The sequence below is a fragment of the Flavobacterium difficile genome, assembly GCF_011392115.1.
Lineage (GTDB): Bacteria > Bacteroidota > Bacteroidia > Flavobacteriales > Flavobacteriaceae > Flavobacterium > Flavobacterium difficile.
The window spans coordinates 386996-412056 of sequence record NZ_JAAJBT010000001.1; the positions used below are offsets into that span (position 1 = coordinate 386996).

Here is a 25061-nt window from a genome sequence, read left to right on the forward strand (position 1 = left end):
AAATCAAAGTCCCTTTTTCAATTCTAATAATTGATGTTTGATTCCTTCTAGTTTACTAATAATTTCAAAATTGTCTAAGGTTTTCTTTTTGCCTTCTTTCAAATGAATTTTGGCGCCTTCCAAAGTAAAACCGCGTTCTTTAACTAAATGGTAAATCATTTGAAGTACTTTTACATCATCTGGACGAAACATTCTGTCGCCTTTTGCATTTTTTTTCGGATTGATTTCATCAAATTCTTTATCCCAAAAACGGATTAACGAGGCGTTTACATCAAATGCTTTCGCTAATTCGCCAATGCCATAATATCTTTTTTCTGGTAAGTTTACTTGCATTTTAGCCCCCTATCCCCCAAAGGGGGAACCTGTTAGAGGGTAACAGGTTTTTAATTTATTAAAAACAATTAAGCCGTTTATTCCCCTTTGGGGATAGGGGCTTAATCCAACGATTGATTTTCTTGATTCGCTAATTTACTAATTAAAACATATTCTTTAGCAGAAATACTTCCATAATAAAAATTTAATGGATTTACTACTTCGCCATTTTTATGTACTTCATAATGTAAATGTGGCGCTTCGCTTCGGCCAGTGCTTCCAACATATCCGATGATGTCGCCACGTTTTACTTTTTGTCCTGCACGAACTTTATATTTACTCAAATGCGCATACAGAGTTAAATAGCCGTAACCATGACTTATTTCAATATGATTGCCATAACCAGATAAACTAGCATCCGCTTTTCTAACTATTCCATCACCTGTCGCGAAAATGGGTGTTCCTGTTTTGGCTGAAAAATCCATGCCTTTATGAAATTTTCTAATTTTAGTAAACGGATCACTTCGGTAACCAAATCCAGAAGCCATTTGCTTTAAATCTTCATTTTTTACAGGTTGAATCGCTGGAATGGCTTTTAATAAATTCGCTTTTTGCTTCGCTAATTTTGTAATTTCGTCTAAAGAAACAGATTGAATCGCTAAAGCTTTCATAATTTCATCTACTTTTTTAGAGGAACCAATTATCAAATCACTGTTATTAAAATCTTCTAAATCTTTATATCTGTTTACACCACCTAATCCAGCACGTCGTTCTTCGTTCGAAATGGCTGCGCTATTAAAATAAACCCGATACAAATTATTATCTCGTTCTTCAATAGCAGATAATCCTTCTTCCATTAAAGCAATTTTTCTATTCAATAAATTGTAATTCAACTTCATGGTTTCCAACTCACGCGCTTGTAATTTCGATTTTGGAGTTTCGAAAAAACTAGTGTTACTTAGAATAAAAAAACATAAAAAACCAAACAACGCACTAGCCAATAGAAACAGCATAGCATAACCAATTTTCGTACTGTTTTTAGTAACGATTTGTTTAAAGGCTAATTTTTCGGCGTCGTAATAATATTTTACTCTCTTCATATTTGAAAAAGTTGCTTTTTAAGAAACTTTTTGTTGTTAGCGATTTCATTAAAATTTACTATTTTTGTGCTCGTTATCACAAAGTAACACTTATTATACGAAAGAACTTAAAATTTGTTTCATATTTGCGAACATTTTTTTAAAAATTTCAATCAACTAAATTATTCGATTCAATACCATAAAAATGAAATCACAAGACATAAGAAAAGCGTATTTACAATTTTTTGAAAGCAAAGGACATACCATTGTTCCTTCAGCACCAATTGTTTTAAAAGATGATCCAACCCTAATGTTTAACAACTCGGGAATGGCTCAATTTAAAGAGTTTTTCTTAGGAAATGGAACGCCAAAAAGTCCGCGAATTACGGATACGCAAAAATGTTTACGTGTTTCTGGAAAACATAACGATTTAGAAGATGTTGGTTTTGATACGTATCACCATACCATGTTCGAAATGCTTGGAAACTGGTCTTTTGGCGATTATTTCAAAAAAGAAGCGTTGCCATGGGCTTGGGAATTTCTAACAGAAGTATTGAAATTAGACAAAGACCGTTTGTATGTTTCTGTTTTTGAAGGAAGTACAGAAGATAATGTGCCTTTCGACCAGGAAGCTTGGGACATTTGGAAGCAATTTGTACCAGAAGACCGAATCATTTTAGGAAATAAAAAAGACAATTTCTGGGAAATGGGCGATCAAGGTCCTTGTGGTCCATGTTCGGAAATTCATATCGATTTAAGAACAGATGCGGAAAGAAATGAAGTTTCTGGAAGAAGTTTAGTAAACGCTGATCATCCACAAGTGGTGGAAATTTGGAATAATGTTTTCATGGAATTCAACCGTAAAGCTGATGGTTCTCTTGAAAAATTACCTGCACAACACGTGGATACCGGAATGGGATTTGAGCGTTTGTGTATGGCGATGCAAAACGTAACATCCAATTATGATACAGATGTTTTCACGCCGCTTATCGCGAAAGTGGAAGAAATTACTGGATTAAAATACACTTCAAACGAAGTTAAAAATATATCAGAAGAGCAAAACAAAACGAATATTGCCATTCGTGTAATTGTAGATCACGTTCGTGCGGTGGCTTTTGCTATTGCAGACGGACAATTGCCTTCTAACACAGGAGCTGGTTATGTAATTCGTAGAATTTTACGTCGTGCCATTCGTTATGGTTTTACGTTTTTAGATACAAAAGAACCTTTCATAAATAAATTAGTAGCTGTTTTAGCAAACCAAATGGGAGAATTTTTCCCAGAAATCAAATCGCAACAACAATTGGTTACGAATGTAATTCGTGAAGAAGAAGCTTCGTTTTTAAGAACATTAGAACAAGGCATTCAGTTGTTAGAAAACGTAATGGTAAATACTTCTGGAAAAGAAGTTTCTGGAGAAAAAGCCTTCGAATTATATGATACTTTCGGATTTCCAATCGATTTAACCGCTTTAATTCTTAGAGAAAGAGGTTTTAGTTTAGACGAAGTGGGTTTCGAAACAGAATTGCAAAAACAAAAAGCACGTTCTCGTGCCGCTTCAGAAGTTTCTACAGAAGATTGGAATGTTTTAATTGAAGGAAATGTAGAAACGTTTGTAGGTTATGATCAAACTGAAAACGAAGTTAAAATTACTCGTATTCGTAAAGTAGATTCTAAAAAAGACGGAATTTTATACCAAATCGTTTTAGATAACACGCCTTTCTATCCAGAAGGTGGTGGACAAGTAGGAGATAAAGGAACTTTAGTTTCAGCCAATGAAACGATTGACATTATCGATACGAAAAAAGAAAACAACTTAATTTTACATTTCGCCAAACAATTACCAGAAAATGTAAATGCGGTTTTCACTGCTAAAGTCAATACCGATTCAAGAAGTGCTTCTTCTAAAAATCACTCTGCAACTCACTTAATGCACTTAGCTTTAAGAACGATTTTAGGAACGCATGTAGAACAAAAAGGTTCATTGGTGAATCCGAATTATTTACGTTTCGATTTTTCTCATTTTTCTAAAGTTACGGAGGAAGAATTACGTCAAGTGGAAGCTTTTGTGAATACAAGAATTTCGGCTCAATTGCCATTAATTGAAAGAAGAAGTATTCCGATCCAACAAGCTTTAGACGAAGGTGCAATGGCTTTATTTGGTGAGAAATACGGCGATAATGTGCGTGCGATTAAGTTTGGGGAAAGTATGGAATTATGTGGAGGAATTCACGTAAATAATACCGCAGATATTTGGCAATTTAAAATAGTTTCAGAAGGAGCTGTTGCAGCTGGAATCAGAAGAATCGAAGCCATTACCGGTGATGCCGTGAAAGATTTTTACACGAATCAAGAAAATACTTTAGCAGAAATTAAGGAGACTTTGAAAAATCCACAAGATGTTTTGAAATCTGTTATTTCTTTGCAAGAAGAAAATGCGAAGTTGAAAAAACAAATTGAACAATTAGTAAAAGAAAAAATCGACGGATTATCAGCGAGTTTGGTTTCTGAATTTCAAGATATTAACGGAATTAATTTCTTAGTCAAACAAGTAGATTTATCGATGAGTGCAACGAAAGATTTAACGCAAGCGATTGGAACATCGAAACCTAATTCATTTGTAGTTTTAGCTTCTATTGAAGAAGGATTACCAAATATTCATTGTTACATCGCAAAAGAATTAGTCGCAGATAAAGGTTTAAACGCTGGAAATGTTATCCGTGAATTAGGAAAACTAATCGACGGAAATGGTGGTGGACAACCTTTCTTTGCATCTGGAAAAGGGAAAAAATCTAATGGAATTGCTGCTGTTTTAGAGAATGCGGTTAGTTTTGTGAAGTAAGTTAAAATATTTTTAAAACACAGATTAGAGAAATTACTATAATTTTAAAAATTTCTTTAATCTGTGTTTTTGTTTTTATCAATCACCGCCGTAGCTTCTATCTCAATTAACCAATTTCTATTTCCTAAAACGGTAACACCAACTAAAGTACTGGCTGGATAATTTTCAGCACCTAAAAAGTCTTTTCTTACTTTTCTAAAAATGGGTAAATCCACTTCCGGATTGAAATTTACGATATAGGTAGTCATTTTTACTACATCTTGAAAACTAGAGTTACTTTCTTTTAAAAGGGTTTCTAAATTTTTAAAAGTGGCTATAGTTTGAGATTCTAAATCATCTCCTTCACCAATTTGACCAGATATATGTAAGGTTTTGGTTTCCTCCGTTTCTATAACTACAACTTGTGAGAAACCTTCGTTTGGATGTAAATATTCTTTTTTAAACATAAATTAAAGCTTTTTTTAAAACACAGATTGAAGAAATTTTTAAAATTATAGTAATTTCTCTAATCTGTGTTTCTTTTTAAATACTGGTAGCACTTATTTTCTTTCCCCAATTTGTTGGCGCCACATCGCGTAGTACAAGCCTTTTTCAAGTAATAAATCTTCGTGTTTGCCTTGTTCGATAATTTTTCCTTGTTCTAAAACGAATATTTTATCAGCGTGCATAATGGTGGAAAGTCGGTGTGCGATTAAAACTGTAATTCTATTTTCGTCTGAAATATTTCGAATCGTACTATTAATTTCTTCTTCTGTAATCGAATCTAAAGCAGAAGTGGCTTCATCAAAAATTAATAAATTCGGATTTCTTAAAATCGCTCTCGCAATAGATAAACGTTGTTTTTCGCCGCCAGAAATCTTAATTCCGCCTTCACCAATGGTTGAATTTAATCCGTTATCAGCTCTAGCTAATAAATTGTCACAACTGGCTCTGTGTAATGCGTTTAGTACTTCTTCGTCGGTTGCTTCTGGTTTAACGAATAGTAAATTTTCTCTAATCGTACCTGAAAATAACTGAGCATCTTGAGTCACAAAACCTAATTGTTGACGCAGTTCTAACATGTCAATGGATTTCGAATCAATTCCATTATACAATACATTTCCAATTGCGGGTTGGTATAAGCCTACTAATAATTTTACTAAAGTGGTTTTTCCTGCGCCAGATGGGCCAACAAATGCAACCGTTTCACCTTGTTTTATAGCAAAATCTATGTTTTCAACAGCTGGTTGTTTTGCCGATTTGTGTTGAAAACTCACATTTTTAAATACTAACGAATTTATTTTTCCGAAATGTTCAGGAGTTTCTGGTCGGTGTTCTGATTTGGCATTTAATAATTGTTCGAAGTTTTCCATCGAAACTTTAGTTTCATTTTTCGCGATGATAAACGCACTTAATTCTTGTAACGGATTGAAAATGAAAAATGTGAAAAACACCATTGTTAATAAATCGCCCACTACAATTTTTTCACTAAACAAGAAATAATACAAAGCGAAAACTACACAAGTTCGCATGAAATGAACCGTTGTACCTTGAATGAAACTCAAACTTCGAATAAATCGAATTTTCTGAATTTCTAATTGTAAAATTTTCAGGGTATTCGAATTCAAACGACCTTCTTCTTGCGCGGTTAAACCCAAACTTTTTACCAATTCTATATTTCGTAAACTTTCTGTTGTTGAACCTGCTAAAGAATTGGTTTGCATGACAATGGTTCGAGAAACGGCTTTAATTTTTTTGCCTAAAAACGAACTGATATAAGCAATAACTGGCGCTGTAATTACAAATACGAAAGCAATTCTGTAATCGATTCTAGAGATGTAAACGATCACAAAAATAAATCCAATTATCGTTTGAAAAATCAACGAGATAGAAAGTGTAATCAATTTTTCTGAATCGGTTCTGGCTTTTTGTAATTTATTTAAAGTTTGTCCGCTACTTTGGTCTTCAAAATCTACATAAGGTAAATCTAACGATTTTTTAATTCCATCCGTATACATTTCTGCACCCGTTCTTTGAATGACAATATTGGTAAAATAATCCTGAAAATTTTTAGTAATTCTGGAAATCATTGCCGCACCAAGCGAAAGTCCTAACCAAAATCCAACCGCTTTGATAAATCCGATTTCATTGCCTTTGTATTTTGCAATTCCAACCCCACAATCTTGCATTAATTTACCTGTAATGATTGAATCGGATAAACTAAAACAAATATTGATAGTAGCCATTAATAAGGCGAAAAACAGGAGTAATTTGTGTTTTTTTAGATAAGAATAAAGTAGCTTCATTTGAAAATTTTTGTACTACAAAAGTAAGGAATAAAAAGTCTTACCGTAATTTTTCACAACTATTTAACTAGTTTTTGTATTTTTGGATTAAGATTTAAAACACGATGAACTTCCAAACACAAATACCCATTCAAAAATCTGATTTTCCTATAGATTATACTTCTAAAGTAATGTTGTTAGGTTCTTGTTTTGCCGAAAATATGGCTCAGAAATTCGAGTATTTTAAATTCGATACAGTGGTCAATCCATTTGGAATTATTTTTAATCCCGTTTCTTTAGAAAAATTAATGGTTAGAAGTATTCATAAAACCTATTTTACAGAAACGGATATTTTTTATCATAATGAAGCTTGGCATTGTTATGAAGTACATTCGGAACTTTCCAACCCAAATAAAGAGGAGTTTCTTGAAACTTTGAATCAATTAATAGATGCCACCAATCAGCACATTGTCACATTGACACATTGTCTCATTACTTTAGGAACTTCTTGGGTTTATAGACATGTTGAAACCAATGAAATCGTAGCGAATTGCCACAAAGTGCCACAAAAACAATTTGTAAAAGAGTTGCTTTCGATTGCTCAAATTGAAGCTAGTTTGCAAACTATAATCTCAGAAATTCAGGCTGTAAATCCGAAGGCCAAATTTATTTTTACAGTATCACCAGTGCGACATATTAAAGACGGTTTTGTGGAAAATAATGTGAGTAAAGCACATTTAATTTCAGCTTTAAATGCTCCCAACTTCCAACTTCCAACTTCTAACTATTTTCCAAGCTACGAAATCATGATGGATGAATTGCGTGATTATCGTTTTTATACTGAAGATATGTTGCATCCGAATCAAACAGCAATTGATTATATTTGGATAAAGTTTTTTGAAAATTATGTGGCTGAAAAAGAATTTAGTTTGATGAATCAAGTTTGCGAAATTCAACGCGCTTTAAAACACCGACCTTTTAATCCAGATTCGGAAAGTCATCAAAAGTTTTTAAGTAAATTGGAAGAAAAAAAACAAAAGATTACCAAAGAAAATCCTGCTATACACTTTTAATTATGTCTACAACCACCACCTTATTTAGTAAAATCGCCGAATTTAGAAAATTACTTTTAGTACTAGGTTTTCTAGTTCTTTTGTATTTAGTATATCAAAATAGTATTAAAAATAACAGCACTTCTACTATAGAATACGATACCGCTTTAATTCAACAACAAATTAAGAATGTTGGTAAATTAGTAGTTACAGAAGGGCATTTTTCTGAAGTGATTACGTATAAAGATCAAAAAAAATATTTGGGAGATTTACTTTCATTTGAAAAAAAAGCCATTGTTGTAATTAATGCTGATGTTACGGTGGGTTTCGATTTAAGTAAAGTAAAGTTTGAAGTAGATTCGATTCATAAAGTATTGAAGATTTCAAATCTTCCCAAAGAAGAAATTAAAATTAGTCCAGATTATAAATATTATAGTATTGATGAAAGTACTTTCAATGAATTTGAAGGCCAAGATTATAATAAAGTCAATAAAATAGCACGAGAAAATTTAAACAAAAAAATTAATGCTTCGTCTTTAAAAACAGATGCAAAAAAACGATTGAAAGAAGAATTATTTAAGTTATATTCCTTTGTAGAGATTATCAAATGGAAAGTAGAAATTGAAGGTGAAACGGTATCCGACGAAAAAGAAATTCAAAAATTTTTAGATTAAATACGGCATATAGCGTATTTGAATAACATATAATATTATTCAAATTTGTTGATTGATTAAAATGTTATGTATGATGTATTATTTGCTTTCTGTTCTGATATTAGTTGTAATTGTTTTGCTATTTGGTTTTTTAAAATACTTTATTGAGTCAATAAAAAAGCACGAAAATACAATTGAAATTTTAAATTATAGAAAAGAGATTTTATTGAAAGAACAATTTCTTCTGAATAAAAAAACAGTAATTTGTTTAATGTTTAATTCTGCATTTAAAGAAAGGTTGAGTGTGTTAAATATTGAAATTGTTAGTTTACAAAAGTCATTTTTAGAGCTAATTTTAAAAAAATAATAATGCGTTTATTTAGAGTAGTTATATTTTTCTTTTTTTGTTATCAAGTTTCGTTTAGTCAAAGTATAGATGAGTTACTTTATAAAGCCTATATTTCTAAAGATTCTTCAGAGTATTTTTTTTTAAAAGCGAAAAACAAATTAAAAAATACTGAGGATGAGGCTTTATACTTTCTTTCAAAAAATGCCAGACATTTAGATTTCGGTTCACCAGATAGTGCTGTTTATTATGGTAAAATAGCTCTTGATAAATATAGAAAAACAACTAAAAAATCGCATTTGTTTACGACTTACAATAATATAGCAAATGCCTACAAAAAGAAAGGAAGTTATAATGAAGCGATACAATATGCATTAACAGCACTTCGGGAAGCTGAAAAAGAAAAGAATGATTACTGGATAGGTACTTTTAATGTGGCTTTAGCTTTGCAATATCATGATTTTGAAAATTACGAATTGGGTGTAAAGTATGGCAAAGCAGCGCTTGAAGTTTTTCAGAAAAATCAAAAAAAAGATCTGATGAGTTTGTATTCCGCTATTAATGCTATTGCGATTAACTATGACGATTGGAAAAAGCCTGAATTAGCCTTAAAATATCATTTTTTAGTATTTAAATATATAAAAGGAAAAGACACCTTAAACATTTCTTCTACCTATAACAATATCGGGAATACCTATCTCAAACAGAAAAAATATAAAGAAGCCAAAAATTGGATTTCAAGAGCTGTTGCCATTGAAGAACAAAGTCCTTCGAGAGAACAAAATGTCAATTATTATTACAGTCAAGCTACAAATTATACCAATTTAGCTACAATTGCCTCAGAATTGAATCAAATTAAAGAGGCAGAATTGTTGTTTGAAAAAGCTTATGCATTTGTAAAACTTTCCAAAAGTGCAGAAAAAAAGCGAGATTATTATTATCAAAAAATTCAGTTCAGTAAAAAAAAGAATGATTTACAAGAAGTAATAAACAATCAGGATAATTATATACGGATAAGAGATTCATTATTTATTTCAGAGAGAACTAAAGCGGTTGCCGAAGCTGAAGCAAAATATCAAACCGAAAAAAAAGAAAAGGAAATTCTACTGGTAAAAAATAATTTATTTAAAGAAGAAGTTGCCAATAAAAAAAAATCATATTGGTTAATTGGTAGTGCTTTATTTATACTAATTTGTATCCTAATTGGTTTTTTACTTTATCGCCAGCAAAAATTAAAATTAAAGCAACAACAACAAGAGTTTCAATTAAAAAATGCCATTCGGGATATTGAAAATCAAAACAAGCTCCACGAACAAAGAATTGCAATTTCAAGAGATTTACATGACAATATTGGCGCACAACTGACTTTTATTATTTCCACTTTAGATAATTTAAAATTCGGTTTTCCAAATTTGGATAATAGTATTAAAAATAAATTATATAACATCAGTACTTTCACTAAAGATACTATAATTGAATTACGAGATACCATTTGGGCAATGAATACCAATGAATTTACTTTTGAAGACTTAAAAGTTAGGATTTTAAATTTCTTAGAAAACGCCAAAAAAGCACAAGAAGAAATAGGTTTTAATTTTACTATTGATGATTCCTTAAAATCATATTCTTTTTCTTCGGTATTGGGTATCAATGTATACAGAACCATTCAAGAAGCCGTAAATAATGCTTTAAAATATGCTAATTGCTCAGAAATAAACGTTAATGTTACCAATCAAAATGGGATCTTAAATATTGAAATTATGGATAATGGTATCGGATTTAAAACTTCTGAAATCCTATTGGGAAACGGATTGAACAATATGAAGCAAAGAATTGAAGAAATTGATGGTGTTTTTTCAATACTATCAGATAAAGAAATAGGGACAAAGATTATCATACAACTAAAAATAGATTAAATGATTAAAGTCGCAATTGTAGATGATAATGCTTTTTTACAAAAAGCTATTATTGATAAGTTGTCCTTTTTTGATACAATAAGGGTAAAGTTTACTGCAAATAATGGTATCGATTTATTAGAAAAATTGAATGACAATCATACGATTGATCTAATTTTAATGGACATAGAAATGCCTAAAATGAATGGAGTTGAGGCTGTAGAAAAGGTAAAAAAGCTTTACCCACAAATTAAAATTATCATGTTAACGGTATTTGATAATGATGTGCATATTTTTAATTCTATTAAAGCGGGTGCAGATGGCTATTTTTTAAAAGAAGTCAATCCACAAGATTTGTTTAATGGTATAGTTGAAACTTTAAATGGAGGAGCGGCCATGACTCCATCTATAGCCATGAAAACATTAAAATTATTGCGGAATCCTTTCCAAATAGAATCTACTGAAAATCAGGATGATATACAGTTAACGACTCGTGAAATTGATGTGCTTGAGCAACTTAGTAGAGGATTAAAAAACAAAGCGATTGCAGAAAATCTCTTTATTTCAGCGGCAACTGTTAAAAAACATATTGAAAATATTTATCGAAAACTTCAAACACACAATAGAATAGAACTCATTCAAAAAGCACGAGAAAATAGACTAATTTGAATAAGTCAAATGGCGTATTTTTTTTTGTAAGCATTCCATTTAATTTTAAAAAATTTTAATTCTCATACTATGCGTCACAATTTTTTTATTTTACTTCTGTTTTGTTTGGGTACTACACAGGCGCAATATGCCGATTATACCGACATGATTAGAAGAGAAGCGCGTGCTACCCAAGAATATATTAGCAGAATGAACTCCTATTACAACAAACCTAGCAGCTCAACAAGTGTTTTCTATGATTACAAATCTAAAAGTGACGAAGAAAAAGAACGCGCAAAACGCGAGCGCGAACAAAAAAATATTGAAGTTCAAGCATTCTTAAAGCAACAAGAGAAATTAGAAAAAGAACAACGTGAGAAATGGGAAAAATATCGAGAAGTTGAAGAATCTGTTTATCGAGCAACAGCCCATAAAGCTATTTCGTATGTAGCAGAAAATGGAATTCCATTGAGTACAGCAGAAAGAGATACTTATATTAAGTTTGAATTAATGAGTAATGGGGTTTTAAAACCTAATTATGAACAAAAAATGACCGAATTATTAGCGTTAATTGAGGTCGAAAAGACTATAAATACAGCCGGATTAGATGAACTTTTAAGCAAAATATTGAAGTTAAGTTCGTTAGAAGGTTTGAATGCCAATCAAAATTTAGAATATGTATTTCAGCTTCAAAAGCGATTCCCACAGGAAGAAATAAAAATAGATAATGCATTTATTACTCTTTTTGTGAATTTTTATAATAGTCGAAACGATTCCAAAATTTTGTTTGGTAATTATGATAAATATTATGATTTGTATCAGTATTTAGAACAAAAATATCCTGAAACGGTTTTATTGCTTATGAAAGGTTTAATCGAAGGAAATTACAATCCAATTGAGCACGGCAATATTATATTTAAAAGGGATAATGAAAAAGCAAGTTCTAAAGAATGGGAAAAAAGACATAAAAAAAACGATGAAAAAATAAAGGATATTAAATTTGGTCTCATTGGATATTCTGAAAAAAGCAAAACACTTGAAGGTATTCTTGAATTATGTGATCGGTATGGTTTAGAGCCTATGGAAGTGGTGCTTTTAGACGACTTTAAAGTATTAAATTCGGGAGGAAAAGGAACAATTTATAGTACTTATTATACTTCATTTGATAAGAATAATCCTAAGTTTAAATTTTTTAAGTCCTTAGCAGCACTCTGCGATAAAAATAGTATCAGAGCTTATATGTTTTACTTGGATGAATTGGGTTATACAGATTCTAGTAAAAACAAAATATTAGATTATGCTAATAGTATGTTAGAAAAAGGGTGTAACACGGCATTTACTTTATATTTTATAGATCATTTACCAACTTATTATGTGGGTGCCGAAAATGCATTAAAGTCTATGAAACAATTTAAAGAAACTGTTAGTCCTGAAGAGTTTAAATCAGTTACAGATGAGATTTTTAAACAGAATAGAATTTTCGATTCGGATAGTAAGTTTTATAATAAAATTCAAGAAAATTTGGTTAATCAACTCAAACAATTAGTACTCTAATGAAGAAATATTTTTCAATAATCATAATGTTGTTAACGCCTTATTTGCTTTTTTCCCAAAAAGAAGTATCTTCTATGATTTCAAAAATTTGGAAAGAGGCACCCAATCAGTTTGCTAATTTCAAAGGTAATTTTTTAGAAGATTCTGACGAATTTGAAAAATTTACAGGGCGAATTGAAGTAAAATATGGTGAGGTTCAGATTGTAAAAAACAAAGCACAAAATGTAACATCCTTTTTTGTAGCATGGAGTTATAACGACAACACTAAAGCGTATATTGACGAGGAAGTGCAAAAATGTGTCAAACAGTTTGAAGAAATTGCTGCTAAAAATCAGCTTCAAGCAATGTCTTATGGAAAAGAGGAAAGTTTCAGTTTTACTGCACTAGAAAATAAAGAGAACTTACCTGTTTTTACTATCGTGATACAAGAAGATAAAATGCTGCTATTAATAACAGATGTTTTATACCGAAAACCTACAGCAGAAGTAGCAACAGCAGTTTCATCGAAAAGTTCGTTAGTTTCAAATGTAACCTTGATTTTAACTGATGCAGCTCAATCTTTTGAGAAAATAAGAACTACAGTTAAAAACCCTAGAACTTATGATACTACTATTTATGATGTAAATCAAGGGATTTTCGATGATGAAAAAGGACATATTGTTCGTTACGAAGCCAATTATAGTTTCACTCTCAAAGAGTTTTTTCCTGATGAATATTATTATGTAGATTACATTCCAATTGGTAGTGAAAAAGAAAAACAATTTAATAGTATTTTGCTTCCATATATCTCACAAATAGCCAAAGAATATAATTGGAAATCTAAAAAATACACACAAGATAAATTGGTTAAAGATCAGGTCAATGGCGTAATTTATTATGATGCTAATAAAGAGAAAGTTTTGGAATATCATGAAAACAGAAGTTCTAAAAGTATCAGTTTAAAAATATTTTCAAAAATTAATCCTATTAGAGACTTTACTTATAAAGGAGCCATTATTTTATATCAAAAAAATATTGGTGGAAAGGATGTAGCGAATGCTCGAATTTATCATATTACCGATGTCGCAGATCCAGATTATGAAGTACTTAAAAATAAATTAATTAAACGATGGCAAAATCCAGAATTAATTGTACAGGTTGAATTTAGAGAAAGAGCCACACAACAAAGTGTAATGTATCCGTTTCATGGTACTAAATTAAACGTTGTTGAATATGATATTGACGCTCAAGGTAACGATAGATAAATAATACATACAAATATGAAAACTAAAATACTCTTTTTTCTTTTTTTCTTGATAAAGATTCATGCTCAAGAAAGCTATAAAACTTCGGAATTTAAATTTCCAAACAATGTTAAAGAAGTAGAAGTAAACGAATACGAAATTAATCGTGTAACAGGAGATAAAAAATGGTTTAAAAAAACAAGTTATTTTTTTTCAAATAACCTCTTACAAAATAAAACAGAATCCTATGATAATGGAACTGCAAGACAGTTTACCTATACGTATGAAAATGATAAGCTAGTGAAATACGAAGCAACAGACGCGGATTTAATTTATACTGAAATGTATTCGTACAATAGAAAGCAGCAGTTGCAGGAAATAAAGGCTTTAGATCAAAATGTGGTTACCAACTTGATGCTCTTCAAGTACAATGCTGATGGGACTTTAAAAACCAAAATTTTTAAAGAAAATGATGGTTTTATTTCGTGTCAAGAAGACTTTATTTACACTTCCAAAAACAAGTATACCAAACGAGTTGAATTTAAATATACAACACAAGATCATATTATTGACGAATATTATTATGAAAACAACTTGCAAATTGGTTCTAAATCTGATATTACAGGTAAACAACCTTTTGAATTGTTTAAAAAATACGACGATAAAGGGAATTTAACAGAAGTGAGAGAGCCTGTCACTTTATATTTCAATAAATATGATGCTAACGGATATCTCACCCAAACCAATATTAATACAAATGATAATTTATTGTATACGATTATAGAATACCAATATAAATTTTAAAAACTAAATATGAAATCAAAATTATTATTTCTTGTTTTATTCTCAATTGTTCTGAGCTCTGCAGCAATTCAGGCACAAAAATTAGATGCTAAATTTTCAAATGAAATTGAAACCTATATCACAACAAGTTTTTATAAAAAGCAAGGTGAAAATTTGGGTGTTGAAAAAGGTACTCGCTATGAAATAAATGAATCGAAATTGAAGATTAAAGATTTCAAAACCTTATTGTATAACGACTTTGCCACTTATTATGCAGTATCAGAATATCAGAAAAAAGGTTCAGAAACACTTATGGATGAAATAAATGCTGCTTTTATGTCGTCTAAAATTATAAAATATAGAAATGATAGTAAGAATACATCCACTCTTATAACTGACGAGGATAAAAAAAAAGGTATTACTAGAAAAATAGAATTACAAAATACCACTTTTAAGGTTTTAGCTACAGTATTGTTGTATGCAAACAATAAGATTACCATTCGTTTTGCTGAGAGCGCAATTTAATTTTATATGTAAAAATACGCTTTTCGGCTAATGGATTGCCTTCATGATAAATTAGATATTTGTTTAAAATTTTACAATTATGAAGGCATTTTTTTATTTTTTATGTTTGATGATATTCGCTACCTCGAATGCTCAAGAATATCAGTACCATAGTGCACAACTTTATGAAAGCACTAATGGTAACATTACAATGAAAAAAGTAGTGAAAGATGATAATGGTAATTATTACATCTGTGGTGTTTTTATAGGTACAGTCGATTTTGATCCTAGTACTGCAGTCTTTACTGCTACTTCTACTAATAAACTTGTAGCGTTTGTACAAAAATTAGACGCCAATAGGAATTTTATTTCAGTTAAAACCCTTGTTGGTATTGGCAGTAATGATTTAGTCGACATAAAAGATATGGTCATCAAAAATAATGAACTATTACTTGCAGGTGCTTTCACCGGCAGTGTAGATTTTGATCCATCAGTTGCTACAAATATCCAAACGGTTACGACAGGTTCTTTAATTAGCAATGGTGATTTTTTTGTTGCAAAATACAATTTAAACATAGATTTACTGTGGGTAAAAAAAACAGGTTCCACCTCTTCTGATGTTATCAACTCTATTTATGTTGAAGAAAATGGAAAAATAAATGCTGTTGGACAATTTACAGGCTCTACAGACTTTGATACTGGCTCAACTAATTTAATTATCAGTACGAATGGTCAAGGTGATGCCTTTTATTGGCAATTAGACACTAATGGTGCTTTTCTAAAAGCCTTTAAACTTGGCGGATCATTTAATGATGAAGCTTTTAAAGTAAAAGTTTATAACAATCAACTATTCATATCAGGTGCTTTTTCTGCAACTGTAGATTTTAATCCTTCTACAACCGTAACCAACAATTTAGTTTCTAGTTCTGGATTTAATGGATTTGTAGCTAAATATGCTTTAAATGATCACTCGTATCTTCAGGCGGTTAGAATTACACCTCAAATTTTGGATATGGATATCGATGGAAGTGGAAATGTATTTACAACAGGTTTGTTCAACGCAGCAACAGATGATTTTGATCCTTCACCAACAGCTACTTTCAACTTATCCAGTTCTACTTTTGCTAAAAATTATATCGTAAAATTAGATTCTAATTTGAATTTTATATGGGTTAAAGATTTTGCTAAAAACGATTACGGGAATAATGAATTTGTAGATTTTGATATTGATCAAAATGGGAATTTATATTCAGTGAGTAGATTTAAAGGTGTAGTAGATATGGATCCTAGTACTGCTGTTTTCAATTTAACACCTTTAGCAGTTAATTTATACACCAAATACCACATATTCTTACAAAAATTAACCAATGAGGGTGTACTAACTTATGCTGGTTTTGTTGGAAATACTTCTTCTGATTATAATTTTTTAAATGATATTTTAGTTTCAAATGGAGAAATCATTGGCGTTGGCGATTTTGATAATACTATCGATTTAGATCCTAATAACACAAATCAATATAAGACCAATCCCAACGGGCAAAAAGACGCTTACATTTTGAGGTTAACAGAAAATACACTTTCACTTTCAGATTTTTCTAATGTTAGGTTCGATGTTTTTCCTAATCCAACTTCAAACATAGTTTTTATTACGGCAAATGACGCAATAAATGAGATTGCCTTATTTTCATTAGATGGAAAACAAATTTCGAAGCAAAAGTGTAATGCGTTTCAGTATGAAATGGATCTTTCAGCCGTACAATCTGGAGTTTATTTAATACACATTCAAACTGAAAATCTACAATCTAAAACTTTAAAAATTATAAAAAACTAAAACCTTAAACACATGAAAAAAGGAATTCAAATTTTACTAATACTTTGTGCAATGGTAATTGCTTCTTGTTCTAATGATAATCAGGAAAATAATAACGATACCTCACCAAACCCAACAGGTTTTGTTTGGCGTGAAAACCTTATAGATGCTCCTCTTAATAGTGCCAGTAGTGCTTATTTTACAGCTGCTTTTAATACTCTAATTGCAAAAGATGCCAACAATATTACGCTATTCGAAATTAACTTAACAGGTGCTAGTCCCGGAACTTATGCAATTGATAATTCTAGTGTGCTTTTTACTTATACAGGTGTTAATCCGATGTATGTAGCAACTGGAGGACAGGTTGTAATCACTACTAATGCTAGTGGTAAGATATCTGGAACTTTTGAAGCATTTAGATCAGGTACAGGACTTACCAGAATTTATGGTAGTTTTACAGATGTAGTGATGCAATAGCGATAAAGAAAAATCCCGATTGATATCGGGATTTCTTTTATAATTTTTTTTGTAAACTATTCCAGCCGCCGCCATTCATAGCTTCGATTCCGTGTTTTTTTAAAATCATAGCTGCAATTCCGCTTCTTCTTCCGGTTCTGCAACAAGCAATAACGGGTTGGTTTAGTTTTTTTATGTCGTTTATTTTTGATTCGATAACTTGCAAAGGCATGTTTTTGGAGTTTTTAATATGTCCGCCAGCAAATTCTTCATACGTTCTTACGTCAATTATTATTGCATTTTTGGCTGTAAATTCTGCAATTTGTTTGGACTTATCTCCAAAACCTAAAAAATCTAAAATTCCCATATATATAATTTTATTTCAAAAATACAGACTCGATTTTTCACAAACGGTTACATTTGTTACATAACTTCGAAATAATTGGATTAATTTAAGGTTTAGATGTTTGCTGATATTATTGCAATTAACAACCTTTATTTTTACTCAAGTCTCGTTGAAAAAGTATCTTATTATCTTTTGAAATGTAATCGCTAGATAAAATTAAATAAGGATGATTTGGCGAATTGGAGGCGCTGTGACTTTTTAGAATTATTTTGTCATTTACTTTTAAGCTTTTTAACTTTTCAAAATCCTTTTCAATAAATTGCAGCATGTACGTTTCATTATTGATAGCAACTAAAAGCCATTTTGGTCCGGATGAATTCGCGTTTTCACGTTTAAAAGTAACAGATGAAACTGTAGCTTCCATAGCTGAGAATGTTTTTAAGTTCTTTTTTATTTTATCGTAACTCGTATTTACTTTTTTACCTTCTGATGAATTTTCCCATTCTTTAAACTTTATACCATCAGGAGAAGCTTCCCATTTTTTTCTTTCTTTTAACATTTTGATTTTTCTCTCAGTTAGAGTTAGCTCTTTTTCTGAAGGATTTGTTTCATTTTTAATTTTGTAATTTGCGAAGATTACTGCACTCACCACAACTAGCGATGCGAATAATACATAAATGATTTTTTTCATAAGTTTATTATTTTAAAATTATAGTGCTAAAATAAATTGATTTATGTTGGTTAGTGAAATCGGAATTGTAAATATAATTGTAAACTTTGTAAATAAATGATTGACCAGATGTATTTTGTTTTAAATCAGAATAGTATGAATCGAAAATGTATTTTTGGATTGATTTTATTTTCCTTATTGTTTGTGTTTTGTACTTCATTTAATGCAACTGGTAGCGATGCTTTCGATTTGGCTAAAAGGGAAGTTTTACTCAGAAGAATAGGACACGAAGTACTTTTGCAATCGGGCGACAGTACATCAAGAATACTTCCAATTGAAAAAATATCAGACCATGAATATCAAATTAAATTTGAAAATACGTTTACTTTTAAACCTGAAGCACTAGTAACTATATCGAAGCGTTTTTTAATAAAAGATGTTTTATCAGATGAATATTTAGTTAATGTCTTGAACTGTAATAACTCTTCCATTGTTTATGGTTTTACCATTTCTAAAAATAAAAAAGATGCGCAAATAACTTGTATAGGAAGAAAACAACCCAAAGCTTGTTATACGATTAGTGTTAAATTTAAAACGCCACCTAAATCGATAGGAAACTATCTATATTTATGGGCTGGTTTATGTTTGTTAGTTTGTATGGGTTTTATTTTTTCAAAAAGAAATAAGGCTAAAAAAGCTATAGTTAAAGAAGAATATGATAAGAGATTTAATATTGGTCTAACAGTATTTGATGTGCAGAAACGAGAGTTGCAATTTCATGATGCTACTGTAGATTTAACAAAAACTGAAACACGTTTGTTACTTATTTTTGCCTCATCTCCAAATGCAATTATTGAAAGAAGTCGTTTGCAAAAAGAAATCTGGGAAGATGAAGGTGTTATCGTAGGCCGAAGTTTAGACATGTTTATTTCAAAACTTAGAAAAAAATTAGAACAAGACTCTAACATAAGTCTAGTAGTAGTTCGCGGCAAGGGTTATAAACTAGAAGTAACAACATAAGTTGTATTAAAAAAAACATCCTTGAAATATAGTTACAAGGATGTTTTTAGTAAAATTTATCGAAAAGTGAATTAGATTTCTGTTGCTTTTTCGAAAATCAATTCTAAACCACCATCAATTAAATGGGCCACTTCTGGACGATTGATTTTTAATTTTTCTAAATGATTTAATACTTTATCAATTAAGTCAGAATGGTTTTCTTGCTTGGCTAATTCAGCAATCTCAACAGAAAGTAACCAATCATTTTCGTGAGAAGCAGTAACGGCACCAAAGGCTTCTTTTAAAGTGATTTCAGCTGGTTTACCTTCTCTAAGTAGTCTGACATTTTTGTATAAACTTTCTAATTCTTCTCTTTTTGCTGATTTTTTTTGTTTGATAGTATGACTTGAAGGCACATGGCTAATCATATCAAAACTATTTACATCAGCAGGTCCAGAAAAAGCTGAGGTGATTTTTTTACCAACGGCCATATCATAAATTCCCCATTCAGGAGCAAATAATACCGTTTCGCCATGAGTAACAGTGCAATTTTTGAATTTAATCAGTAAAATTTCACCTTGTAAATTTCTTGTTCCGGTAATAATTTCTCCAGAAACTTTTATGTTACCTTCAAACTCTAAAGTAATTTGTTCGCCTTCATAAATATCGTAAGCTCTTAAATCTCTAGGACCCATATCTTCAATCGCTAAATTGATCCCTTTTAGCATGCCGACTGGCGAGCCAAAACCGTCAGGATGTGCATCTGTACCATGACTTACTAATTCTTTTTCTCTGTAAGACAAAGCGGTTTTTCCAGTAGTTTGGATATAAACTGGTTTGCCTTCGTTTTCAATTACATTAGTAAAAACTCCTGAAATTTGTAAACCAGTACTTAATTCTACAGTTCCTAAATTTTTTGAATTTATTAGTTTTTTAATTCCAGATAAACCACCAGTTCTTAAAGCCATTTTATTAGCAAATTCTTCTAAAACAGAGCTTAATTGTGCAAAATCTGGTGTGACATAAAGTTGTGGTTGAGGTTTTGTAATATCGAAACTTTGGTCTGCAGCCGAAATATCATAAGGAATTTTGGTTACATTATCTGTCATACACCAAGCACTTTCTCCGATAGAAGACAACAAACCAGCACCATATATTTTTGGATTTTCGACAGTTCCGATTAAACCATATTCTACTGTCCACCAATGTAAATTTCTAATTTTTGACATCTCAGACAATTCGCCCATGTTGTTTTGTAAAAACTCTACTTGGTCTTCTGCAGCTTTAATTTCTGCTTCTGGCGTTCCTTCGGCTTCTTTTAAGATGGAAAGTAAACGTATGGCTTCGTACAATTCGTAATCACGTGCAGAAGAAATCGCTTTGCAACCAATTTCACCAAAACGACGTAAATATTCTGCATATTCTGGATTGGCAATAATAGGAGCGTGACCAGCTCCTTCATGGATAATATCTGGAGCAGGTGTATATTCAATATGTTCTAATTGACGAATGTCGCAAGCTATAACTAAAACATTATAGGCTTGAAATTCCATAAAAGCACTTGGTGGAATAAATCCATCAACGGCGACTGCAGCCCAACCAATTTCTTTTAAAATACGATTCATACCGTACATGTTAGGAATATTATCTATTTCTAATCCGGTTTTATCTAAACCTTCTAAATAAGAATTGTGCGCAACTTTTGATAAGTAATCTACGTTTTTACGCATTACATATCTCCAAACCGCTTGGTTTATAGGTGTGTAGTCGTTATAATCTTGTGGGATTATGAATTGTTTTAAATGTTTAGGTAACCTGTCAATCAATGGGTTACTTTCAAAATTTGCTTCCATAATGGTTTTTATGTTGTTTGATGTAAAATTACGATAAATTTTATATCAATTTATGATTTTTATCATGCAAAATAAAAATCTTGTATCTTAATTGGTTTCTTGTTCGAGTTGGTAATTTTTTGCTTTTCTGTTTTTAAGAATATTGATATATCGTAAAGCAATTTTGTCGCCATAATCTGTATATGATTTGGTTGCCCAATCAATAGCCTTGTCTAAATCGCCATTAATTTCATTTATAATTGCCATGTTATAACAAGCTCTTCCTGCAATTTTAGAATCTCTATTATTGGTTTCTAAAAGCCATAATTCGGCCGCGCTATCCCATTTTCCTGCTTGTGCTCTTCTTTTTCCGATTTCGAAATTGTTAGTTCCTTTTACATAATAATCTCTTGAAACTCTGATGTTAAAGGGTAAAATTCTATAGCTATAATTGATTCCGATATTTTTACTTGCATCTAAAACAGCATCTTTTCTAGTTAAAATTGCTTCAAAAGCTTTCATTGGATTTATTCCTCTGCCAGTAGTTGTTAATGTTGTAGCGTCTGAATATACATCTCTAATTTGTTTATCTACATTGTCATAAATTCGCCAGCCATATTTTACTAGTGTTGAAACCGTAGCTTCTTGTTCTATAATCGGAATTTTCAAGCCTAAATTGTTATTAACTTGACTTGTAATTGTACGATAAGCAATTTTAGAATCGGTATCAAAAAAGGAAAGTTCATAAATGGCTTCAACATTGTGTTTCTTGCAAATTTCATCAATTTTTGCCCAAGATAATTCTGCTGAAAATTGATCAATTCCATATTTTTTAAAATCGATACTATCAATTAAAACTACATTTTTAATCCTGTTGTTTTTTAATAATTCGTCTTTTAAATTTTCGATTGCAACAAGACTTCCTTTTTTGTCTAATTCTTTTCCTTCGATCGTTAGAATTTTATCAACCGCATCAATGGCTTCATATTTTTTATCAGTTATGCTTCTGTTAATTATTCCTATTTTTGTAATTTGTTTGTTAATGTAAACTGGAGCTGGTTGCGTAACAGGAAGTGTTAAGTCATTAGTAGCGCTACATGAACTTAAAATTACGACTAATATTACTGCTAATTTTGAAATGTATTTTTGTGTCATATTTTCTAGTATTTAATTAGAATAAAAAAACCGCAATGTGATTGCGGTTTTAAAAATATAGTTTTATTTTATAATAGGCGGATATTTTTCTAAAATCTTAGCTACAAACTCTGCAATTCTTTCGTCTTTTTTCTCAGAATTGGTGGTTAGATAGCCTGTTCCAATACCTTGCCATACTAATTCTTTTGTTTTAGCATCAATTAGGTCGATGTACAATGTTCCTTCAGGCGTGGTGGTGGTTCTGGTGTAACCCATTCCCCAACCTGGTCCCCAGCCCCAGCCCCAGCCAAAACCTCCGCCAAATCCCCAGCCCATGTTGTTATAAACGTCCACTCTTTCACGTTCTTTAGTAAACAAACTAATCAGTACATCTGGAGTTTCAGATTTGGTGAATCCTTTTGCAGGCATGGCGTTGTCAATTGCATATAGAATTCTCTTTTTGTCTAAATCTGAGATTTCTAATTTGTCAATGCTAGATTTGCTGAAAGCGTAAGTTTTGTAAGAAGCAAAATTAGCTTTTTTGTCGTAATCTGTATTTACTGATACAGTAGCACAAGAAGTTAGGATGAAAAATCCTAAAACGGTAAGTAGTTTTAATAATTTCATAGCATTTGTATTTAAGTTAATAAATTTTCATCCACTAGGTTTGGAAGCGTTACTTTTAATAATGGTTGTGTAGCCATAGCGCGTTGGATTGCAAATATAGCACCTTCATTTCTTGCCCAATTTCTTCTAGATATTCCGTTGTTTACATCCCAGAACAGCATCATTTCCAAACGTTTAGAGGCTTCCTTAGTTCCATCAAGAAGCATGCCAAAACCTCCGTTTATGACTTCGCCCCAGCCAACTCCACCGCCGTTGTGAATAGAAACCCATGTAGCACCACGGAAACTATCTCCAATTACGTTTTGAATGGCCATATCTGCAGTAAAACGAGAACCGTCATATATGTTAGAAGTTTCTCTATATGGAGAATCAGTTCCTGATACATCATGATGATCACGACCTAAAATTACCATTCCGATTTCACCACGAGCAATAGCTTGATTGAAAGCTTCTGCAATTTTAATTCGACCTTCAGCATCGGCATATAAAATACGTGCTTGCGATCCTACAACCAATTTGTTTTCTTGAGCGCCTTTTATCCATTGGATATTATCTGCCATTTGTTGTTGGATTTCTTCTGGCGAATTTTTCATCATTTCTTCTAAAACCTCACAAGCTATTTGATCTGTTTTAGCTAAATCTTCTGGGTTTCCTGAAGCACAAACCCAACGGAATGGGCCAAAGCCGTAATCGAAACACATTGGTCCCATGATATCTTGTACATAGCTTGGGTATTTAAAATCGATATGATTTTCTGCCATAATATCTGCACCAGCACGAGACGCTTCCAATAAAAAAGCATTTCCATAGTCGAAGAAATACGTTCCTTTTGCTGTATGTTTATTTATGGCTATTGCATGACGACGTAAGGTTTTTTGGACTTCTTCTCTGAATTTTTCCGGTTGATTGGCCATCATTTCATTCGATTCTTCAAAAGTAAAACCAATAGGGTAGTAGCCACCAGCCCAAGGATTGTGTAAAGAAGTTTGGTCTGAACCTAAATCGATAGGTAAATTTTCTTGATCGAATCGTTCCCAAACATCAACTATATTACCTAAGTATGCAATGGAAACGACTTCTTTATTTTCTAATGCTTTTCGAACTCTAGTCACTAAAAGTGTAATGTCTTCTACAATTTCATTGATCCAACCTTGTGAATGACGAATGTGAGTAATTTTTGGATTGACTTCAGCGCAAACTGTTACACAACCTGCTATATTTCCCGCTTTTGGTTGTGCACCAGACATGCCACCTAATCCTGAAGTTACAAATAAACCACCAGTTGGAGATTTTTTAATTTTTCTAAAACCATTTAATACCGTTATAGTTGTTCCGTGTACAATTCCTTGTGGTCCGATATACATGTAACTTCCTGCTGTCATTTGTCCGTATTGCGAAACACCTAAGGCATTCATTTTTTCCCAATCATCTGGTTTCGAATAGTTGGGTATTACCATTCCGTTTGTAACTACGACTCTTGGTGCATCTTTGTGAGATGGGAATAGCCCCATAGGATGACCAGAATACATAGATAAAGTTTGTTCGTCTGTCATTTCAGACAAGTACTTCATCGTTAATAGATATTGCGCCCAATTTTGAAAAACGGCTCCATTTCCACCATAGGTAATTAGTTCATGTGGATGTTGTGCTACCGCATAATCCAAATTATTCTGTATCATCAACATAATAGCTTTTGCTTGCTCCGAATTTCCAGGATAATCTGAAATTGGTCGGGCTTTCATTTCGTAATCTGGACGAAAACGGTACATGTAAATTCTTCCGTAAGTTTCTAACTCCGCTTTAAATTCTGGTATTAATTCTGCGTGATGTTTTGGATCGAAATAACGTAATGCGTTTTTAAGTGCTAATTTTTTTTCTTCAGCAGTTAATATTTCTTTTCGCTTTGGGGCATGATTTATAGCAGTTTCGTAAACTTTTGGTTGTGGTAAAACTGATGGAATACCTTGTTGTATTTGTTCTTTGAAAGTCATTTGTTTTGGCTTTAAGTTTTATGCAATACGCATTAGGCTTT

General features: G+C 31.5%; 22 protein-coding genes. 12 read left to right on the plus strand and 10 right to left on the minus strand.

What is annotated here, in order from left to right:
• Positions 1–3: 3 nt before the first annotated feature.
• Together G4D72_RS01660 and G4D72_RS01665 are read right to left on the minus strand one after the other, a co-directional pair.
• Positions 4–333, minus strand: a complete 330-nt coding sequence (locus G4D72_RS01660) for a MerR family transcriptional regulator (RefSeq protein ID WP_166075848.1) — start codon at positions 331–333, stop codon at positions 4–6.
• A 101-nt stretch (positions 334–434) separates the two neighbouring features.
• Positions 435–1412, minus strand: a complete 978-nt coding sequence (locus G4D72_RS01665; RefSeq protein WP_166075849.1) for a M23 family metallopeptidase — start codon at positions 1410–1412, stop codon at positions 435–437.
• 184 nt (positions 1413–1596) lie between these two features.
• Between G4D72_RS01665 and alaS the strand changes: the two genes are divergently transcribed.
• Positions 1597–4233, plus strand: coding sequence for an alanine--tRNA ligase (alaS, locus tag G4D72_RS01670; protein ID WP_166075850.1), 2637 nt, complete (start codon positions 1597–1599; stop codon positions 4231–4233).
• 56 nt (positions 4234–4289) lie between these two features.
• Here alaS and G4D72_RS01675 read toward each other — a convergent pair whose 3' ends face one another.
• Together G4D72_RS01675 and G4D72_RS01680 are read right to left on the minus strand one after the other, a co-directional pair.
• Positions 4290–4679, minus strand: coding sequence for a RidA family protein (locus G4D72_RS01675; protein ID WP_166075851.1), 390 nt, complete (start codon positions 4677–4679; stop codon positions 4290–4292).
• Positions 4680–4772: 93 nt separating this feature from the next.
• The gene (locus G4D72_RS01680) at positions 4773–6518 is read right to left on the minus strand and encodes an ABC transporter ATP-binding protein (protein WP_166075852.1); all 1746 of its coding nucleotides are present in this window, start codon (positions 6516–6518) and stop codon (positions 4773–4775) included.
• Between the two features lie 104 nt (positions 6519–6622).
• On the opposite strand from G4D72_RS01680, the gene G4D72_RS01685 reads away from it, so the two are divergent.
• The 10 genes from G4D72_RS01685 (at position 6623) to G4D72_RS01730 (ending at position 17442) form a co-directional block, all read left to right on the plus strand.
• A complete protein-coding gene (locus G4D72_RS01685) occupies positions 6623–7570 on the plus strand; it encodes a GSCFA domain-containing protein (protein ID WP_166075853.1) in 948 nt (315 codons plus the stop codon).
• A 2-nt stretch (positions 7571–7572) separates the two neighbouring features.
• Positions 7573–8223 (plus strand): DUF4230 domain-containing protein, encoded by a 651-nt coding sequence (locus tag G4D72_RS01690; RefSeq protein WP_166075854.1) that lies wholly within the window; start codon positions 7573–7575, stop codon positions 8221–8223.
• A 348-nt stretch (positions 8224–8571) separates the two neighbouring features.
• Positions 8572–10464 carry a tetratricopeptide repeat-containing sensor histidine kinase gene (locus tag G4D72_RS01695; protein WP_166075855.1) on the plus strand — a complete coding sequence of 631 codons (1893 nt, stop codon included), beginning with the start codon at positions 8572–8574 and terminating at the stop codon, positions 10462–10464.
• Positions 10465–11112, plus strand: a complete 648-nt coding sequence (locus G4D72_RS01700; RefSeq protein ID WP_166075856.1) for a response regulator — start codon at positions 10465–10467, stop codon at positions 11110–11112.
• A 69-nt stretch (positions 11113–11181) separates the two neighbouring features.
• Positions 11182–12645 carry a hypothetical protein gene (locus G4D72_RS01705; protein WP_166075857.1) on the plus strand — a complete coding sequence of 488 codons (1464 nt, stop codon included), beginning with the start codon at positions 11182–11184 and terminating at the stop codon, positions 12643–12645.
• Positions 12645–13889 (plus strand): hypothetical protein, encoded by a 1245-nt coding sequence (locus G4D72_RS01710; protein ID WP_166075858.1) that lies wholly within the window; start codon positions 12645–12647, stop codon positions 13887–13889. The genes G4D72_RS01705 and G4D72_RS01710 overlap by 1 nt, the downstream gene beginning before the upstream one ends.
• Before the next feature lie 15 nt (positions 13890–13904).
• On the plus strand, positions 13905–14672 hold the full coding sequence (locus G4D72_RS01715) for a hypothetical protein (RefSeq protein WP_166075859.1): 768 nt from the start codon (positions 13905–13907) through the stop codon (positions 14670–14672).
• Positions 14673–14681: 9 nt separating this feature from the next.
• Entirely contained in the window at positions 14682–15176 is a 495-nt protein-coding gene (locus tag G4D72_RS01720) for a hypothetical protein (RefSeq protein ID WP_166075860.1), read from the plus strand.
• 79 nt (positions 15177–15255) lie between these two features.
• The gene (locus G4D72_RS01725) at positions 15256–16986 is read left to right on the plus strand and encodes a T9SS type A sorting domain-containing protein (RefSeq protein ID WP_166075862.1); all 1731 of its coding nucleotides are present in this window, start codon (positions 15256–15258) and stop codon (positions 16984–16986) included.
• A 12-nt stretch (positions 16987–16998) separates the two neighbouring features.
• The gene (locus tag G4D72_RS01730) at positions 16999–17442 is read left to right on the plus strand and encodes a hypothetical protein (protein WP_166075863.1); all 444 of its coding nucleotides are present in this window, start codon (positions 16999–17001) and stop codon (positions 17440–17442) included.
• Positions 17443–17479: 37 nt separating this feature from the next.
• Here the strand turns inward: G4D72_RS01730 and G4D72_RS01735 are convergent, their stop codons facing one another.
• A complete protein-coding gene (locus G4D72_RS01735; protein WP_166075864.1) occupies positions 17480–17788 on the minus strand; it encodes a rhodanese-like domain-containing protein in 309 nt (102 codons plus the stop codon).
• Between the two features lie 118 nt (positions 17789–17906).
• Complete coding sequence (locus tag G4D72_RS01740; RefSeq protein ID WP_166075865.1) at positions 17907–18458, minus strand: hypothetical protein; 552 nt, start codon at positions 18456–18458, stop codon at positions 17907–17909.
• Positions 18459–18593: 135 nt separating this feature from the next.
• On the opposite strand from G4D72_RS01740, the gene G4D72_RS01745 reads away from it, so the two are divergent.
• Positions 18594–19457 (plus strand): winged helix-turn-helix domain-containing protein, encoded by an 864-nt coding sequence (locus G4D72_RS01745; protein WP_235922421.1) that lies wholly within the window; start codon positions 18594–18596, stop codon positions 19455–19457.
• A 71-nt stretch (positions 19458–19528) separates the two neighbouring features.
• Here G4D72_RS01745 and G4D72_RS01750 read toward each other — a convergent pair whose 3' ends face one another.
• The 4 genes from G4D72_RS01750 to G4D72_RS01765 all read right to left on the minus strand — a co-directional run bounded on the left by G4D72_RS01750 (position 19529) and on the right by G4D72_RS01765 (position 25020).
• Positions 19529–21289 (minus strand): aromatic amino acid hydroxylase, encoded by a 1761-nt coding sequence (locus G4D72_RS01750; RefSeq protein ID WP_166075866.1) that lies wholly within the window; start codon positions 21287–21289, stop codon positions 19529–19531.
• Between the two features lie 87 nt (positions 21290–21376).
• Positions 21377–22423, minus strand: a complete 1047-nt coding sequence (locus G4D72_RS01755; RefSeq protein WP_166075867.1) for a DUF6340 family protein — start codon at positions 22421–22423, stop codon at positions 21377–21379.
• Positions 22424–22486: 63 nt separating this feature from the next.
• Complete coding sequence (locus G4D72_RS01760; RefSeq protein ID WP_166075868.1) at positions 22487–23029, minus strand: DUF4136 domain-containing protein; 543 nt, start codon at positions 23027–23029, stop codon at positions 22487–22489.
• An 11-nt stretch (positions 23030–23040) separates the two neighbouring features.
• Positions 23041–25020 (minus strand): urocanate hydratase, encoded by a 1980-nt coding sequence (locus G4D72_RS01765; protein ID WP_166075869.1) that lies wholly within the window; start codon positions 25018–25020, stop codon positions 23041–23043.
• Between the last annotated feature and the right edge of the window lie 41 nt (positions 25021–25061).